The organism is Pseudoalteromonas sp. S554, assembly GCF_005930865.1.
GTDB classification, from domain to species: domain Bacteria; phylum Pseudomonadota; class Gammaproteobacteria; order Enterobacterales; family Alteromonadaceae; genus Pseudoalteromonas; species Pseudoalteromonas marina.
Genome location: NZ_PNDV01000096.1, coordinates 1 through 17,329, shown reverse-complemented (window position 1 = coordinate 17,329; position 17,329 = coordinate 1). Strand labels below are relative to the sequence as shown.

The window sequence follows — 17,329 nt, the reverse complement described above, 5'->3', positions numbered from 1 at the left end:
AGTTATATTCATTTTAGGCAAGGCCGAAGGGACAATTATGATCAACCCAGCAAAACTAGAAGAAATTGCTAAGCAAATTACGAGTAATATGCCACAAGGTGTAAAAAATTTAGCAGACACGCTAGAAGGTAAAACAAAGCAAGTTTTACAAAACAAACTTGCTGAGATGGACTTTGTTAGCCGAGAAGAATTTGATATTCAAAGCCAAGTACTTATCCGTACACGCGAAAAACTAACTGAGCTAGAAGCTAAAGTCGCTATTCTTGAACAGCAACTAAACGAAAATACAAACGCAGAATAATTAATTCAACACATAAAAAAGCAGCCTGAGCTGCTTTTTTATGTCTAACAAAAATCTAGATAAATAACTCATCAAGCACATAATATTTTTGCGCCTCTTTTTGCTCTAAGCTCACCGCTAACATTTTTAAAGCAACTTGCTTTCCTGTTATAGGTTTATAACGCTTTAAGAAACCAATTTTTGTAAGCAATGGTAAAATCACACTGCCTATTTTTTCAGCTAATCTAAAGTGATCTCGCTCACCTATTAACAACGACGGTTGAAAAATACTTATTTTATTAAATGCTAATGGCACAACCTGTTGCTCTAGCTGCCCCTTCATTTTTAAATAAGCGCTATTGCTATTTGCGTTAGCACCACTTGATGACACTAAACAATAATGGCTTATGCCATTGCATGCTGCAAGTTGTGCGGCGATAAATTGATAGTCAAAATCCACTTTACGCTGCGCATCTACAGAGCCCGCTTGCTTAAGCGTAGTCCCTAAGCACGAAAAAAACACATCACCTTTAAAGAAATCGCGGTATTGAGTCAACTTTTCAAAATCAATAACGTGATTAGTTAACTGAGGATGGGAAAGTGGTAACGCTCGGCGTGTTATCGCGACAACCTGACTATACTCAGCGCAACTGAGTAATGCAGTTAAAAGCTCAGACCCAACTAAACCTGTTGCGCCAATAACAACCGCCGTTTTTGTCATTTATTTACTCACAACCTGCTTTTTTAAAAACATGTTGTATTGCACGTTTATAACTGTCCGACTCTTCTTCCGCGCACGTAACAACGGCTTCTAAATCATGTAAGTGGCCGTTTTCTAAACCATAAACCCAACCATGTATTGTTAAATCTTGGCCGCGCTCCCATGCATCTTGCACAATATTGGTACGGCATACATTGCGTACTTGTTCTATTACATTAAGCTCAATAAGGCGACTTAAGCGCTGCTCTTCGTCAATGCTGTTAAGTTGCTCTATGTGCTTTTCTTTTACATCGCCAACATGTCGAAGCCAGTTATCAATAAAACCAAACTTTGCATCACTTAGTACAGCTTGAACGCCACCGCACCCATAATGGCCAACAACCATTATGTGTTTAACTTTTAGTACTTCTACCGCATACTGCATAACAGATAAACAGTTATGATCGGTATGTACAACGACATTTGCTACATTACGGTGTACAAATAATTCTCCGGGTAATAAATCAACTATTTGGTTTGCGGGTACACGAGAGTCTGAGCAACCAATCCATAAGTACTCAGGGTTTTGCTGCATAGATAAAATTTTAAAAAACTCTGGATTCGCTTCGCTTGTTCGCGCAGCCCAGTTTTTATTATTATCGAACAAATTTTTTAATTTTCTCATTGCATCTCTTATTAAGCCAAAACGACTAGTTGTTGGTTGAAGGGTTAGTATTGGCAAGAATTAAAATATTCCGAGGCGTTAACTGCTTTTCACAAAAGGTTTTAATACTTACTTGATAGCCATGCTGTTGCAAATATAAAGCACGATCGAGCACAAGCCAAACCTCAATTGCTCTTCTGAACACATGTCGAACCAGTTCAACTCTGTCAGTGATCTTTTTTCGAGCCACACCCACTGATAAAAAATATTCATAATCAACATCTTGCGGTATTTTTAAGGCTTTTTTATCGCCCGCCCACTCACAAAATGATTTAAATGAACCTGAGAACACGGCCTTATTAACAGAGGGAACACTAACATAGTGCAATTCATTAGTAATTGACCTCCTGAGTGCATCAAAGCCCAACCGCCACTCAAGTTCTGTTTTTCGTATTTTATCAACACGAGTTGGCGCGGTTACTGTTTCTTGCAAAGCCAGTTTTAAATCACGATGAGTTAATCTAAGCTGACTTTGCTTGGCAAGCTCGCTCATTGGTAAGTAATCGTTAGGTGTGAATAAATGATAGCAACAAGGTGAAAAGCTAATTTGCTGCACGTTTGCAGCTATTGCTTTGCGCATCATAGCCTGATGTAAAGCGCCGCATGCATGAAGCGCCACAGCATGCATCTGTGTATTAAAAAGTGATGTAGTATCATCTTTTAATACATCAACTTGGCTAAATTGCATTGCCAAGCCTTGTTGCAGTGCTGCTTTTTGGCCTTGTTCGCATAATGTTGCTTGCAACTCAACACTGCTGACCTGCGTGGCACCGTTAAATGCGAGCATACGACCTAAGTGCCCTTTACCCGCACACCATTCTAATACCGGTAATTTTGTGTTTGGCAACGCAGATACAAAGTCTTGGAGTTGTTCGAATTTACGCCCTTTTATGCCGTTACTAATCCAAAAAGGGTAATTATATCGGAGGGTATTTGCCTGAGGTAATTTACATAATAGCTGTAATTCATCAAGTAACTTAATGTGTGGATTAAAGAAGTCTATTAATTCATTCTGCTTGGTATCAAGCGTTGCTACTTGCTCATCTGTTAAGCTATTTAATATGCCTCGCAGTTCGGGCCAAGGGATCGCATCAAAGTCAAAAGCGGTGCACTGCCAATAGGTACGAGTACGCTTTAAAATAGAGTCAAGTGAAGTAAATTGCTCGGCTAATGTCATAACAGCTTAATTTATTGAAAGGTAGCCAATTGTATCAGTAACATTAACATTAACAGCCATTAAACGGTTATTTTTTTACTAAACATTAAGCGCAAATACAACGGTATAGAGATAACACTCACAATCATCGCTGCAATTAACATCCACGATAGTTCCATTTTTTCTGGTCGCTGATATTTATAAATAAAACTGGCTTTAACATTATCAAAATCAGTTTGGTGAATACCGTACAAGTCTGCAATTAGGCGCCATTTTGGAATAGACATATGCCCCAGGCTAGTTGTTGCTGGCATAATGTACTCTTTTAATACTTCAGCCTCGTATGCTAATTCATGGAAACTTTTGTTAGGTGCGTAAAGTATTTGGGTAACCGCAATGGCCTCATCCATATTCATCATTGCGTAGCGCCACCCCTTTAGGCTGGCTTGGTAAAATTTTTCAACGGTTTCTGGGGATGTGCTTAACATTTTTCCAGTGGTATATAAGATATCTGCATAAACGTCTATACCGTAACGCTGAGGGCATATTAGGCGATGTGATATACCTCTTTGAGTCATATTGTAGGGCTCTGTAGATAGATAAACTTGCATCGCATCGAGCCTGTTCTCAATCCAGGCTTGGCTTGGGTTGTCACCGTTGTATACACTAAGCAAACGCGTATTAACTCCGCTGCGTGTCAGCATAGCCATTAACTCATTGCTATCATTGTGACTCACTTTACTTATACGCTTATTTACAAAATCACGAGGATGAAAAATATCAGAGGTGTCTTTGACCATCCAGCAATAAGGTGAATATTGCAAGATAGGCGCCATTGCTACAAAAGATTGGCCGTTTATACGTTCCTGTAAAATACCCGAGTGACCTACACCAAACTCGGCGTCGCCATTAGCCACAGCACTAAACGCATCGGGCATTGTTAGATCTGCTGGGTTTATGGTTACATCAAGACCCACATCTTTATAAAACCCTTTTTCTTTAGCCATGTAGTAACCAGCAAACTGAAACTGATGCGTCCATTTTAATTGTAAAGTGACCGATTCTTGCGCCGCAATTTGGCCACAAAAAAAACACAATCCAAGTATTAATCCTTTAAGTAACAACCAAGTTTCCTCAAGTTAATGACGGTATCAGTAACTATATGTAAAACAAATGATAAAGCAAGCACCCTTGTAAGGTACTTGCTCTTTAATGGCTGTTAAACTGAAGCGAGCTTTGCGGTTTTTTCTGAAAGAGGTTGCGTCGTTAAAAACTGTGTAAAACACGGATTATGCGTTTCATCTTGCACGCTATAGCCTAAGTCATTTAAATGCTCGTTAAAAGTCTCAAATTGCTCAGGTTCAATAGCAAAACCGGCTAATACATAACCCATTGAGCCGCCTTGACTCCGATAATGAAATAATGTGATATTCCAATCGTTGCCTAGCGTATCTAAAAAGCGCGCTAGTGCGCCGGGGTATTCTGGAAACTCAAAACGTAACAAACGTTCATGCAGTTTTTCGGGTGCTTTACCGCCAACCATATAGCGTACGTGCAATTTAGCAAGTTCATTATCTGATAAGTCGCAAAATGTGTAATCGTTTTGAGTTAGGTCCTGCTTGAGCTCATTGAGCTCCTGCTCTCCTTGGCGCAGAGCAATACCTACAAATATTTGCGCTTCACCAGGCCCTGCATAACGGTAGTTAAACTCAGTAATAGCACGGCCACCTAAAGACGCACAAAACTGTTTAAAACTGCCTTTTTCTTCTTTGATGGTAACGGCTAATAACGCTTCGTTTTTTTCACCTAGCGCAGTGCGCTCAGCGACATAACGTAAGCGATCAAAGTTTAAATTTGCGCCCGAAAGCACAGCTGCTAAATGCAACCCTTTTAAGAGCGATTGTTGGCTCCACTTTTTAAGCCCTGCCGTTGCAAGAGCGCCAGAAGGCTCTGCAATTGCACGAGTAGACACAAAAATATCTTGCATGGCGGCGCAAATTTCATCGCTAGTCACAGTGATTACTTCATCGCAAAACTTTTGTGCTAAGCGAAATGTTTCCTTGCCAATAATTTTAACCGCTACACCATCGGCAAAACTACCTACTAGGTCAAGCTCTACCGGTTCACCCGCTTCAAGTGCAGCTTGTAAACAGGCGCTCTCATCAGCTTCTACGCCAATGACTTTGATATCAGGACGAAGTGACTTTATATAAACAGCCATGCCTGCCAGTAAGCCACCGCCTCCAACGGGAATAAATACCGCATCAAGCTCATTGAGCTGCTGCATGAGTTCTCGCGCTACAGTACCTTGCCCAACAATAACGTCAGGATCGTCAAATGGTGGGACAAAAATGCCATTACGCTGCTCTGTGAGCTCAAGCGCGTGCGCTTTAGCTACATCAAACTGATGTCCATGCAATACAACCTCACCGCCTAAAGCGCGTACGGCGTTAACTTTTATTTCTGGTGTTGTAACAGGCATTACAATCGTTGCCTTATGCCCTAAATGCGAAGCGCTTAATGCAACACCCTGAGCATGGTTACCAGCCGATGCAGTAATTACAACAGACCCTTTTGGCAACTTATTTAATTTATTGTATGCGCCGCGTAATTTAAACGAATACACGGGCTGTTGATCTTCACGTTTAAGCCATACATGGTTGCCAAGTTTAGCGCTAAGGTCAGGCATTTCACTGACCTCAGTGACTTTAGCCAAGGGCTCCATATTTGCTTGAATAATTGCACGAAAATAATCGAGCTCTTGAGAAACCATAATTAGCTCAGCTCCTCCAGTTTCTCTAAGTCACGCACTGCGCCCTTATCTGCACTAGTTGCAAGTAGTGCATAGGCTTTTAATGCCGACGAAACATAACGCTCACGGTCAAGGGGCTTATACGCCTGTTTACCACGCGCTAATTGCTTTTGCTTACGCGCTTCAAGCTCTTCCTCGCTTAATGCAAGCGTGATCTCACGCGTTGCAATATCAATAATAATTTTGTCGCCATTTTCAACGTACGCAATAGCACCACCGCTTGCCGCCTCTGGCGATACGTGGCCAATAGATAAACCAGACGTGCCGCCCGAAAAGCGTCCATCTGTGATCAGCGCACACTTTTCAGCTAAACCTTTTGATTTTAAGTAGCTCGTTGGGTAAAGCATTTCTTGCATACCAGGACCGCCTTTAGGGCCTTCGTAACGAATAACCACAACATCACCGGCTTTTACTTCGTCGTTTAAAATGCCTTCTACTGAATCATCTTGTGATTCGTATACCACTGCAGTGCCTTCAAAATGCAGCATTTCGTCAACTACGCCCGCGCTTTTAACAATACAGCCATCAACCGCTAAGTTGCCTGAAAGTACAGCTAAGCCGCCATCTTGTCTAAATGCGTGTTCAACACTGCGGATACAACCATGTTCGCGGTCGTTATCGCCTTCATCCCAACGACACTCTTGGCTCATTGCTTTTGTAGTACGAATGCCAGCTGGTCCCGCGCGGTAAAACTTTTGTGCCGCTTCGTTTTTAGGATCTGTCGCATCCCATTTTTTAACAAGCTCACCCATAGTCATACCTGCAACGTGGTTTACCGATAAATCAACTAAACCGGCTTTGCCTAGCTCACGCACAATTGCCATCATGCCACCAGCGCGGTGAACATCTTCAATGTGGTACTGCGCTGTTGCTGGAGCTACTTTACATAAAAATGGGGTTTTACGAGATAACTCGTCAATGTGCGACATGTCAAAATCTACGCCAGCTTCTTGTGCGGCTGCTAGTAAATGCAGTACGGTGTTAGATGAACCACCCATAGCAATATCAACAACCATAGAGTTCATAAAGGCTGTTTTGTTAGCAATAGCGCGTGGCAATACGTCTTGGTTATCTTTTTGGTAGTACTCACGGCATAAATCAACAATGCGAGCACCCGCTTCTACATATAGCTGCTTACGATCTTTATGGGTTGCAAGCGTTGTACCGTTACCCGGTAGTGCAAGGCCAATAGCTTCTAATAAACAGTTCATTGAGTTTGCAGTAAACATACCTGAACACGACCCACAAGTAGGACATGCAGAGCGCTCTACTTGCTCTGAATCTGCATCACTTACTGTTTCATCAGCGCCTTTTACCATGGCATCGACTAAATCTAATTTGATATCAATGTTAGCAAGTTTCGTTTTACCCGCTTCCATTGGTCCGCCCGATACAAAAATAACCGGTATGTTTAAGCGTAGCGCTGCAAGCATCATCCCTGGGGTGATTTTGTCACAGTTAGAAATACAGATCATCGCATCGGCGCAGTGGCCGTTAACCATGTACTCAACTGAGTCGGCAATGAGATCGCGCGAAGGCAGTGAGTAAAGCATGCCCCCGTGGCCCATTGCGATACCGTCATCAATTGCAATAGTATTAAATTCTTTTGGTACACCACCCGCTTGCGTGATTGTTTCAGCCATTAACTCACTTAGCTGATTAAGGTGTACGTGCCCTGGCACAAATTGCGTAAACGAGTTAACTACAGCAATAATTGGTTTACCAAAGTCGGTGTCGGTCATGCCTGTTGCGCGCCATAATGCACGTGCGCCTGCGCGTTTACGTCCTTCAGTTGTTGTTGCACTTCTTAATTTAGCCATAGTTACCTCTGTTTTGCCGCTGTGTAAGCGGGCATTCCTCATTCTAAAAATTGGTGAGTAACAGTTATTCAATTACTCGTAAATTTGTGTTGTTAGCAATTACACAGCTTGTTGCTGTAAATTTTGTAAAGTGATTTCTTTAACGTCCACCAGCTTATTTAACTGGCTTGTTAAAAGATGGATTGGTTTATCGCTGTCTACTGTCATTGCAACATTGTAGTGGCCATCATCCATATTGAGCTGAAAATGCGTAAGATCAAAACCACGGTGACGCACTACACGTAAAAAACGCTCGACCGCTATACTTTGGCTCTTTAATGCAATAGTTAGGCTGTGTTTCATTGTGCTTTCTCCGTAATCATTTCGTCATTTGCAGCCCCTGGTGGTACAAGTGGCCATACGTTTTCTTTATCGTCTATGCAGGCATGTACTATATACGGCCCTTTGCTGTTAACTAATGCTGTTATTGCATCATCAACTTGATTTGCATGTGTAATTGTTTGCCCAGGAATACCAAATACAGCGGCTAACTGAACAAAATCAGGGTTATCTGAAAGGTTTGTTTCAGAGTAACGTCCTTCAAAAAATAGCTCCTGCCATTGGCGAACCATACCTAAGCGTTGGTTATCTAATATTAGTATTTTTACTGGTAAATTGTTACGGCGAATAGTCGCAAGCTCTTGAATGTTCATCATGATTGAGCCATCACCCGACACCGTTATTACAAAATCGTCTGGACGTGCTACTTGTGCGCCAATAGCCGCTGGTAAACCAAAGCCCATAGTGCCTGCGCCACCACTACTTAAATGGTTGCTCGGGTGGCTAAACTTCATGTGTTGCGCTACCCACATTTGATGCTGCCCTACATCACAGCACACTACGCCTGTTTTTGGCATACGCTGGCTTAATTGGTTCAATAAATACGGGGCAAATACTTTTTCGCCTGGGTAGTCATATCGCCACGCATGTTTTACGCTTAACTGCTTATTTATATCGCACCATGCTTTAGAGGTTACAAAGCACTCAAGTGCCGGTAATGAGGTTTTTAAATCAGCAATTAATGAGGCTTTAGCTGGTTTACGTTTACCTACTTCGGCCGCATCTATGTCTAAATGAATTACTTTTGCTTTAGCGGCAAATTTAGCTAAATCCCCAGTTACGCGGTCATCAAAGCGAGCGCCTATACACACTAAAACATCACACTCTTGCACCGCTATATTAGCGGCTTGTGTACCGTGCATGCCTAGCATGCCTAGGTAGTGTTCGTAATCTGGTAATACGCTACCTAACGCTTTAAGTGTTGATACCGCAGGCATCTGCGTTTTATTTAAAAACTGCATTAACTCATTTTGCGCATCAGCGGCTTGTACACCGCCACCTACATACGCCACAGGTTGCTTAGCTTCACTTAATAACTGATTGGCAATGGCCACTTGGTTTAAATCAAGCTGCGGTAAGTATTCATCAGCGGCTAGCCATGGTTTAAAAGGCACTTGCGCCATTTGAATATCTTTTGGAATATCTACAAGCACAGGACCTGGGCGACCACTTTGGGCTAAGTGCATGGCCTCTTGTAGTATTTCGGCTAAATCTTCTGGACGCTCGACCATGTAACTGTGTTTTGTACATGAAAGCGACATACCTAGTACATCCACTTCTTGAAATGCATCAGAGCCAATGGCTGCAGTAGGTACTTGGCCAGTAATTGCTAATAATGGTACTGAGTCCATCATTGCATCTGCAAGTGCTGTTATTAAGTTAGTAGCCCCAGGGCCTGATGTTGCTAAACATACGCCTAATTTACCTGTGCTGCGGGCATAACCTACAGCAGCAAAACCAGCACCTTGCTCGTGGCGAGTGAGGTAATGCTTGACTGGCGCACCATACAGCGCATCGTAAATTGGCATAATGGCTCCACCAGGGTAGCCAAATACCTCTTTAACGCCGTGTTTGGCTAATAAGTCGATTGTGAGTTCTGCGCCTGTCATTAATAAATCCTCATTCTTCAGTGACAACCTAATTAATTTTTACCCTTAAAACTAAAAAGCCCTCCGAACTGTTAAGTGCGGAGGGCTTTTTAATGCTCAAGTTTATAGCACTACAAAGCCCTCGCGGGAATAATCACCACGATAATAATAAGGACTAGTTTAAGTGCAGTTGTAAGCATGTAATTAACACCAAATTTAAATAATTTGTTGCGAAAGTTTATCTCTCGCTCTGTTATGTATTAGTACCGCGCTGAGCGGCTTAAGTCAACACCAAATTCAATTCAAAAAAACTGCTAAAACTCAAATTAAGTGGTTTTAAAATTCACTAAATACAACCATAAAGGAATTTTTATGTTTTAATTTAAAGTATAGAAATTCACTATTCTTATATTCCCCATTTATGGTTTGATTAATTTTTGAGTTTTAGTAAAAATTAAATTAATTTTTTATACAGATAATGTTTAGACCTTCCGAATAGTTTTAATAATCATGGTTTGCAACTGTACTAAATCAAAAAACGTAAATAGAACAAATACTCCACTGAGCGCACATATTAGTACCAATAACCTCACAAAAGACGATTGATAAATACTGAATTTAGCACTGCTGTATAGGCAAATTTAGGTTAGTATTTGTTTGACTCAACAACAGGATTTGAAGGACAAACTATGAAAGCGATACCTCGTATTAGTCATTTTTTTATTATGGTGCTATTTACAGTACTTAGTTTTAATAACGTTGCGGCACCAGCTTTATATAAAGTAGAAAAAAATGGCACTAGCTCGTATTTGTTTGGCACCGTACACGTAGGTGACGCCAGCATGAAAGGCTTACCAGCAAACGTTACCAAAGCGATTGATGAGAGCGAACACGTTATTGTAGAAGTGGATATTAGCAAACTGACTCCATTTCAAATGCAACAGCGCTCAATGCCATTAATGATGCTTAAAAATGGTAAAACATTACAAACAGAACTATCAAAACAAAACTACAATAAGCTTAAAAATTACTTTGCAAAAAAATCGATTGATATTGCTATGTTTAGCAACTTCAAACCTTGGGCTGTAATGGTGACTATGATGCAAATTGAGTTTCAAAATGCAGGCTTTTCTGATCAAACAGGCATAGACAAGCAAGTACTTGCTTACGCTAAAGAGAACAACATTAAAATTGGTGAACTAGAAACCCTAGAGCAGCAGTTACAAATGTTTGATGGTATGGCGCTATTAAGTAATGAAATGATTGAAGAAACCTTTGAACAGCTTAGCGATATTAATACATACTTTATTAAGCTAGTAAACGCATGGAAAAATGGCGATATGGATACCCTTACCGAGTACTACAACATGAGTTTTGACGAGAGTAATTATGGTGAAATAAGCGAGCAAGTCATGCTAATAAACCGTAATAACAAATGGGTAGAGCAACTTGTTCCTCGCTTAAATAACGAAAAGCTATTTATTGCAGTAGGCGCGCTGCACTTACCAGAGCAGCATGGTTTAATAAAGCAGTTAAAAGATAAAGGTTTCAGTGTTACTCGACTCTAACCTCATTGTTATACCTAGGGTGATATTAATTGCCCTAAGGGTTGCTAATATTATTAGTTTAAGCTCTATTAAAAAACGTAAATCAATGCGCTAAGTTCAACAAATACTAATTAAGAAACCGATTTTGATTTAAAAAACACTGTTGATAACAAGTTGAATTTTCGTTGTTCAATTTTTCTAAATAGGCGTTTTATAGCGCAGAAAGCGACACGTTTAGCCCCACAAGATGATTAAGTACGATGGCGGATTGGTATCCCACTTACAGAAAAAATACATGTAATTTTCTCAAATAGACCTCTCTTTGAAAAAGACCAATTGAGCGTTTTAGCTTACCTATTGCAAATAATTTTTACTAAATTAACGCTGAAAATAACGCTATATAATCAATTTATTATTTAGGGTTTAAGCTACCTATTAACACTTCAGCTAACGCTTGCGTGCTGATAGGTTTAAAAACATGCCCATTTGCACCTAATTGAGTGGTAATTGCAATATCACTTTCTGATGTATTGGCGGTAACCACAATAATAGGCGTATTAGCGTCAAAAATGCGTATTTTTTTAATAGCCTCAAAGCCATCCATTATTGGCATATTTAAATCCATAAAAATGACTTGGTATTCGTTTTTAGTTGCCATCTCGCATGCGACCTTTCCGTTTTTTGCACATTCATAGCTGTAGTTAAGCTGTGAAAGAATACGGGTTAAAATGTGCATGTTTAACGGGTTATCTTCAACAACTAAACAATGCATATTTTTAGGTAACAGTGCACTAAACGAAGGTGCACTTTCATCAATCACAACGGGCATTTTTAGCGTAACGCACACCCCATTTGGCGATGTATTTTCAAACACAATATTTCCGTCAAAAGCATCAACAATATACTGCACCCTTGCAAGGCCTGTTCTTAACCCTTGAAAGTGATTATTTTGATTAGATGAATCAAAGGTTAACCTGCTGACTGGCTTGGTTAATCCTGAACCTGTATCCGTTATTGTTACTGTTAATTGCTTATTGTTAACACAAGCCTTAACAGTAACAGACCCCTCTTCTGTAAACTTTAATGCGTTGCCAACTAACTCAGCTAACACTTGCTGAAAGCGTTGATGATCTAGTTTTATAGCTTGGTCAAGTGTCGAATCAAGTGCTCTAACTAAGGCAATGCCTTTTTGGTTGTAACCAAATTCATACCCTAAAAGCACTTTATTGAATGACTGAAGTAAGTTTTCATTTGACGGTTTTAATGCCCAACGGCCCAAACTAAGCGTCTGTAAATCTTGAAGTTCGTCAAGCATTGCTATTATTCTTGATGCGCAATAAGAGGCCTGTGTTTTAATCGATTTTTGGCTATTACTGACCTCTAACGAATCAATCGAGGTAACAAAACCTTGTAGGGGCGTTCTAAACTCATGACTTGCTCGAGCTATAAAGTGTTCTTTATTTTTACTCACTTGCTGCGCAAAATCTTTTTGCTGTTGATACTTTGATAACGCCTTAGTGATCTGCTTTTCCATCGGTATGAACACAAAACGTAATACACCAATAAGCAATAACATAGTTAGCAACCAAAAAAATAGCTCGGCTGAAGACACCCACGCCACTTTTTTAACGGACTCTTTTTCAAATAAGCCAACAGCTTGATCTAAATACTTTAGTAACTCTTCCATGCGCTTAACAGAAAACACATCGGGGTTTATTTTTTCCTGTTTATACAGCAGCCCTTCTACCTGTTGGATAAATTTTTGCACGCGCAAATCTAGCTCAACAGGTGGTTGTGTATACAACTTTATAAGCTCAGGGCTGAGGTATTTATATTGACCATTATCGTTTTTTAACAATAAATATTGATGGTTTGCTTTAAATAGGCTGAGCGATGCATCTAAAGACTGCTGATGACTAGTACTAGGAACTTGCGAGGTTAATAACTTATCACCATGCCATGCAATTTTTTGCGACAGCATTCGCTGTTTACCAGCAATGTTAATAATGTTTGCATCATTTTTCTGTACTGAAAAAAAGTACTGCATTAGTGATACAGAAACACTAATTAATAGCGCAATAGCGATTAATGCCCACCGATTACGTAGGCGAATATTTGCAACAACTTCAAACATAGTTAGCCTAACTTTTTGGTTTAAGTGTAGTCCAATTACATCAATATCTATGCTTAATCTATAAATATAAAAAAGCCCAACTCAGAGCTGGGCTATATAAGAGGGCTTACTATCTATTTTCTAAACGGTTGTAATCGAACAAGCCATATTCAACACCACGGTATTTTTTTGCTGTAGCGTGTAAAATATCGCTGTATTGCCAAAACTGTGGATGAGAACGTCTAATTCCAAATTTAGTTTTTAAGGCTGCGTAATCAGCTTCTACTTGCATCATAGGTAACTGTTCAGCAAAAGCCTCAACTTGTTGTTCATTATTCAAATACCAAATGGAAGCTGGGTAGTCACCTATAAAACCAGGGACGATTGTTGCAGTGTCTTCGTCAAAAGCTCGTTGACCGTCTTCATTTAATAAGCTCGAAATATTGTAATGCGCGTTATGATGAATAATCGTGTAAGCCTTATGGCTATCGTCATCTTGCTTTACTAATACAAACGATAACTGCGGTAATAAATTTACTGCTTTTGCCGGCATAGCATTAATGGCACTTAACGATTTAGGTACTTGCTTATAATCGTAGTGCTCACTTAGCACTGGACTTAGCGCCTCTTTCATTAGTGCATACAATTCTTTTTGAGGGGTGTTTGTTTTATAAGTTATTCCGCTTGGCTGACTAAACTCACGGTTATTTTTAAAAAACTCAGCAAGACTTGGTGGGGATTTACGATACCACTGGCCTTTGATTTTATCTCGTTTTTTTTCTGGTAATAATGCTAAGAAGTTTTGTTCTCCTTCTAGGCGTAAAAAATCCATATATAAACGCGTGACTAACTGGTGCCCAATATTGCCGTAAACATCAAAACCAGCAACCAGTAAATAATGTATACGCTCGAATAAGGCATAATCTAAAATCCAAGTTGTTTTTGGCTCTTGGCCAATGAAACCCTTCACCACAGTGGCACTGTCAAAATGACGAAAAATAGTCAGTGCTGCATTTTTATTATGACCATCTCCTTTCCACAATAAATCTGTTGTTAAATGCTCACCGCCTTTAAACATCTCATTCGCTAAATTGACCTTTGCTTTTAAATATTTTTGCTCCAGAGCTGAGTATTTAACCCAATTAGCAATAGGGAACGCATTACTTTCTTCTGCGGCGGGTAATTCAAGTGCGTCTTCATGCTGCATTATCATTTGTCCAACCGCTGGGGTGGCCACTTTTTTTGGATCAGCAAAAGCAACCCAAAAGTGGTCGTTAATCACATTTAACGCTATCTGACCACGACAGACAGGCCCTTTAATAAAGCCCATAATAATCAACTCAGCTTCATCAAGCATAAACTGATATTTAGAATTAATTGGGATCACTTCAAACGTTTTAAACGGATTAGATGCAGACTCTGCCTTGTAGCTAGGCATACTTTTAACCGTATACTCTGGTGCAATGAACTGTTGGTACAAGCGCGTCAACTTTTCATCATTTAGCTTAAGAGGTAAGTGAGTTTTAGATAAAACAGTGCTGCGATCATGCAAAAGTCGGTAGTAAACACGGTTAACTTTAGGGTCGTCATAAGGTCGACGTGTGCTTATTAATTTTATTTTTTCGCCTGGAGGTGTGCTCGAACGGACGAGCTTAAAAAAGTTATCAGGAGATTTTTGATCAAAATATATGTGAGCTAAAAACCAATGCTCGTATATATAGCGAGCCGATAACTGATACTTCAAATCATCTTGGTTTAAAAATGCTTCCCAACGCTTTACCTGCTCAAGTTCATACTCTGTTGGCGGGTCAATATGCGCCATTTTACCGCCTGCTTTGAGCCACGTCTGCAAGTGATTAAATTCATCACGGGATACGCCCGGTAATCCATAAGGCATACCAGCATGAGGTTGCTCACCCGCTAATTGATCAAATTCTCCCATAGTGGCACAGGTTTGAGAGCGGCTCAGCGAAAAATCAAATTCATTATTTAATATTTCATTTGCAGGCAATTCATGGCTTTGTTTCAGTACTAAACTGTTAAACAAGACGCTACCAGCTAAGTTAGCTTCCTCAGTTTGTACTCGCTCATTTAAAACAGGAGTAAAGTTCTTTTCTCGCCATTGCTCTGTGGTTGTAGCATCAAATAACAATCTACTCGGCGTTGTAGCAAGTAAACGAGTTCCGTCGTAAACAAGGTCTTTGCTTACCCCTCTATCTATTCCTTCAGGGGATGATAGCTTTAACTGACAAGGTGCATCGTAACAACCATGACACACAACACACCGAGTATCGAGCACCGGTTTCACATTCTGTAAAAAATTAGCCCCTTCGCCAGTAGTATGAGATACGATACGCTGCTGGGCCTGCTCAGTGCCAAATAGCTCATTGTAATGAGCATTACCTAAGTATGCACAACCACTTAAAATAACTAATGTAACGATGCCTATGAGTTTATTCATTCGCCTTCATCACCTAAATCAAAGGTCGGCATCATATCCATCTGCGGAGATATAAATACATCTTGATTCTCAGTATTTAGTACAACACTCAATACAGGTCCATGATTTAAAGTTATCTGCGCATGGTGTGATTGTTCTAACATGTATTTGTAAGAAGGATCGGCTATTAACAGCTCATAACTTGTTATTGTAATAGCTATGCTGCTGTCCGCTGAGGGATTTTGGCAAATTTGAGCAAGTAACTCATCATCGAGCGCTACTGATATTTCAAAATCAGGCTGCTCTACATCCCTTTCACTTAAGGACTCGTTTAATAAAAATAACGGCAGCGTTAAATTGCTATCTTGTTCAAATTCCATTGTCTACTCAACATGCATAATTTATATAACTGGCATTATAACAAAATAACAAAAAATTAAACGTTAATGCCAATAACCAAAGTAGCTAAGTGCAAGACAACCCTCTCATGCACTTATCAGCATATTGTAAACGCTTTAATCCTTCGTTTGGATCACCGAAAAAACAGCACCTTGAGGATCACAAAGAACACCAAATCGGCCAACGTCTGGTACTGTAGTAGAAGGTACACATACTTGGGCTCCCAGCTTTTTCGCCTTATTAAGGGCAGAATCACAGTCGTCAACTGCAAAGTAAATCATCCAATGAGGTGGGACATCATCAGGCCATTCGCTACTCATTTCCAGCATTCCAGCAATCGGCTTACCGTCTACCATAAATAAAGTATATTCCATGTTGTCCATAGGTTTCACTTCGCTCTTCCAACCTAGTAAAGCACAGTAAAACTCATTACTTACTTTGCTATTTCGCGTCGCTAACTCATGCCAATAAGGCGTTGATAGCTCTGATAAACGTTTACATCCTTTATGATCTTTTCCTTGCCATAATGCAACGGTTGCTCCCCCCGGATCAGTAAACATGAGCATACGACCTGCATCCATAACATTGTGCGGACCCGCAATTATTTTAGCCCCAAGCTCTTTCGCTTTAATTGCACAATGATCTACATCATCTACAGCAATGTAAGTTAACCAACTGCTTGGAACACCCTCCTGAATTTGCTCTTTTTGCATTTCGTACATAGCGGCAATGTCGTCACCCTCTTTCTGGAGCATAGTGTAAAAAATACCATCGCCAATTGGCTGATCATCATAACCCCAATCAAATAGAGAGGTATAAAAAGCTTTACCTTCTTTCCAATTATGTGTGCAAAGCTCTGACCAACAAAAAATACCCTGAGGATAATTATCCATATAAAAGCCTTTGTTATTTTTATATCAAACATACTCTTGAAATATAGCACGCAAGATTATTTTTTAATTAGCTTAGATCAATAACTGCTAAGAGTCGATGAGAGATATAAGGAACTTGCTGAAATCTAAATGATGCTATCTAAGACAGGGGCTGTATTTCTGAATACCGTCTAGGTTATTAGCTCCGTGTATTAAGAGAATTGGGCAAAATGAGGTTACTAGGGCAATACTGTATATCTAATTACGTTATTTATCAGGTAGCCATGAAGAAATAGTTGTTCAAGTATAGGGATAGTGAGTTTACTAAACCACAGACAGCAAAAAACCATCACATTGATTTAACGAGTTTTTCTTATTTGAAGTCGGTGTGCTACCAATAACCAAAACACTCTTTACAAAGAGGCGCTTTGCTCAACAGACGCTACGCTTTAGAGAAGGGAATACTGAAGATTGCTTTCCTGCAGACGTAAAAAAGCCG

Annotated in this window: 14 protein-coding genes; 2 read left to right on the top strand and 12 right to left on the bottom strand. The window is 40.1% G+C overall.

Going from position 1 to position 17,329, the window contains the following annotated elements; translation table 11 throughout:
- The first annotated feature begins 37 nt into the window (after window positions 1–37).
- Window positions 38–301 carry a ubiquinone biosynthesis accessory factor UbiK gene (gene ubiK, locus CWB65_RS17600; RefSeq protein ID WP_006793056.1) on the top strand — a complete coding sequence of 88 codons (264 nt, stop codon included), beginning with the start codon at window positions 38–40 and terminating at the stop codon, window positions 299–301.
- A gap of 55 nt (window positions 302–356) precedes the next feature.
- Here ubiK and CWB65_RS17595 read toward each other — a convergent pair whose 3' ends face one another.
- From CWB65_RS17595 to ilvG, 8 genes are all read right to left on the bottom strand, one after another.
- On the bottom strand, window positions 357–1,001 hold the full coding sequence (locus tag CWB65_RS17595; protein WP_008133255.1) for a Rossmann-fold NAD(P)-binding domain-containing protein: 645 nt from the start codon (window positions 999–1,001) through the stop codon (window positions 357–359).
- A 4-nt stretch (window positions 1,002–1,005) separates the two neighbouring features.
- Window positions 1,006–1,665 (bottom strand): carbonate dehydratase, encoded by a 660-nt coding sequence (can, locus tag CWB65_RS17590; RefSeq protein WP_039036235.1) that lies wholly within the window; start codon window positions 1,663–1,665, stop codon window positions 1,006–1,008.
- Window positions 1,666–1,690: 25 nt separating this feature from the next.
- Window positions 1,691–2,881 carry a methyltransferase gene (locus CWB65_RS17585; RefSeq protein WP_138741110.1) on the bottom strand — a complete coding sequence of 397 codons (1,191 nt, stop codon included), beginning with the start codon at window positions 2,879–2,881 and terminating at the stop codon, window positions 1,691–1,693.
- Window positions 2,882–2,940: 59 nt separating this feature from the next.
- Window positions 2,941–3,984 (bottom strand): ABC transporter substrate-binding protein, encoded by a 1,044-nt coding sequence (locus CWB65_RS17580; protein WP_138741109.1) that lies wholly within the window; start codon window positions 3,982–3,984, stop codon window positions 2,941–2,943.
- Between the two features lie 95 nt (window positions 3,985–4,079).
- Window positions 4,080–5,633, bottom strand: coding sequence for a threonine ammonia-lyase, biosynthetic (gene ilvA, locus CWB65_RS17575; protein WP_138741108.1), 1,554 nt, complete (start codon window positions 5,631–5,633; stop codon window positions 4,080–4,082).
- A 2-nt stretch (window positions 5,634–5,635) separates the two neighbouring features.
- A complete protein-coding gene (gene ilvD, locus CWB65_RS17570; protein ID WP_008133264.1) occupies window positions 5,636–7,492 on the bottom strand; it encodes a dihydroxy-acid dehydratase in 1,857 nt (618 codons plus the stop codon).
- Window positions 7,493–7,591: 99 nt separating this feature from the next.
- Entirely contained in the window at window positions 7,592–7,834 is a 243-nt protein-coding gene (gene ilvM / locus CWB65_RS17565; protein WP_006793049.1) for an acetolactate synthase 2 small subunit, read from the bottom strand.
- Window positions 7,831–9,480 carry an acetolactate synthase 2 catalytic subunit gene (ilvG, locus tag CWB65_RS17560; protein WP_138741107.1) on the bottom strand — a complete coding sequence of 550 codons (1,650 nt, stop codon included), beginning with the start codon at window positions 9,478–9,480 and terminating at the stop codon, window positions 7,831–7,833. The genes ilvM and ilvG overlap by 4 nt, the downstream gene beginning before the upstream one ends.
- A gap of 668 nt (window positions 9,481–10,148) precedes the next feature.
- Between ilvG and CWB65_RS17555 the strand changes: the two genes are divergently transcribed.
- Window positions 10,149–11,027: a TraB/GumN family protein gene (locus tag CWB65_RS17555; RefSeq protein ID WP_138741106.1), complete on the top strand. Its 879-nt coding sequence runs from the start codon at window positions 10,149–10,151 to the stop codon at window positions 11,025–11,027.
- Between the two features lie 391 nt (window positions 11,028–11,418).
- Here CWB65_RS17555 and CWB65_RS17550 read toward each other — a convergent pair whose 3' ends face one another.
- The 4 genes from CWB65_RS17550 to CWB65_RS17535 form a co-directional block, all read right to left on the bottom strand.
- Window positions 11,419–13,140, bottom strand: a complete 1,722-nt coding sequence (locus CWB65_RS17550) for a response regulator (protein WP_138741105.1) — start codon at window positions 13,138–13,140, stop codon at window positions 11,419–11,421.
- 109 nt (window positions 13,141–13,249) lie between these two features.
- Window positions 13,250–15,580 carry a fatty acid cis/trans isomerase gene (locus CWB65_RS17545; protein WP_138741104.1) on the bottom strand — a complete coding sequence of 777 codons (2,331 nt, stop codon included), beginning with the start codon at window positions 15,578–15,580 and terminating at the stop codon, window positions 13,250–13,252.
- Entirely contained in the window at window positions 15,577–15,939 is a 363-nt protein-coding gene (locus CWB65_RS17540) for a hypothetical protein (protein WP_008133269.1), read from the bottom strand. Before CWB65_RS17540 ends, CWB65_RS17545 begins: the two co-directional genes overlap by 4 nt.
- Before the next feature lie 135 nt (window positions 15,940–16,074).
- Window positions 16,075–16,851: a VOC family protein gene (locus CWB65_RS17535; RefSeq protein ID WP_138741103.1), complete on the bottom strand. Its 777-nt coding sequence runs from the start codon at window positions 16,849–16,851 to the stop codon at window positions 16,075–16,077.
- Window positions 16,852–17,329: the final 478 nt, after the last annotated feature.

Bases quoted from the DNA above. Each gene is read 5' to 3' on its own strand.
- ilvA (WP_138741108.1), bottom strand. From the start codon at position 5,633: ATGGTTTCTCAAGAGCTCGATTATTTTCGTGCAATTATTCAAGCAAAT.
- CWB65_RS17555 (WP_138741106.1), top strand. From the start codon at position 10,149: ATGAAAGCGATACCTCGTATTAGTCATTTTTTTATTATGGTGCTATTT.
- CWB65_RS17585 (WP_138741110.1), bottom strand. From the start codon at position 2,881: ATGACATTAGCCGAGCAATTTACTTCACTTGACTCTATTTTAAAGCGT.
- ilvG (WP_138741107.1), bottom strand. From the start codon at position 9,480: ATGACAGGCGCAGAACTCACAATCGACTTATTAGCCAAACACGGCGTT.
- CWB65_RS17540 (WP_008133269.1), bottom strand. From the start codon at position 15,939: ATGGAATTTGAACAAGATAGCAATTTAACGCTGCCGTTATTTTTATTA.
- ilvM (WP_006793049.1), bottom strand. From the start codon at position 7,834: ATGAAACACAGCCTAACTATTGCATTAAAGAGCCAAAGTATAGCGGTC.
- CWB65_RS17535 (WP_138741103.1), bottom strand. From the start codon at position 16,851: ATGGATAATTATCCTCAGGGTATTTTTTGTTGGTCAGAGCTTTGCACA.
- CWB65_RS17595 (WP_008133255.1), bottom strand. From the start codon at position 1,001: ATGACAAAAACGGCGGTTGTTATTGGCGCAACAGGTTTAGTTGGGTCT.
- ilvD (WP_008133264.1), bottom strand. From the start codon at position 7,492: ATGGCTAAATTAAGAAGTGCAACAACAACTGAAGGACGTAAACGCGCA.
- can (WP_039036235.1), bottom strand. From the start codon at position 1,665: ATGAGAAAATTAAAAAATTTGTTCGATAATAATAAAAACTGGGCTGCG.
- ubiK (WP_006793056.1), top strand. From the start codon at position 38: ATGATCAACCCAGCAAAACTAGAAGAAATTGCTAAGCAAATTACGAGT.
- CWB65_RS17550 (WP_138741105.1), bottom strand. From the start codon at position 13,140: ATGTTTGAAGTTGTTGCAAATATTCGCCTACGTAATCGGTGGGCATTA.
- CWB65_RS17545 (WP_138741104.1), bottom strand. From the start codon at position 15,580: ATGAATAAACTCATAGGCATCGTTACATTAGTTATTTTAAGTGGTTGT.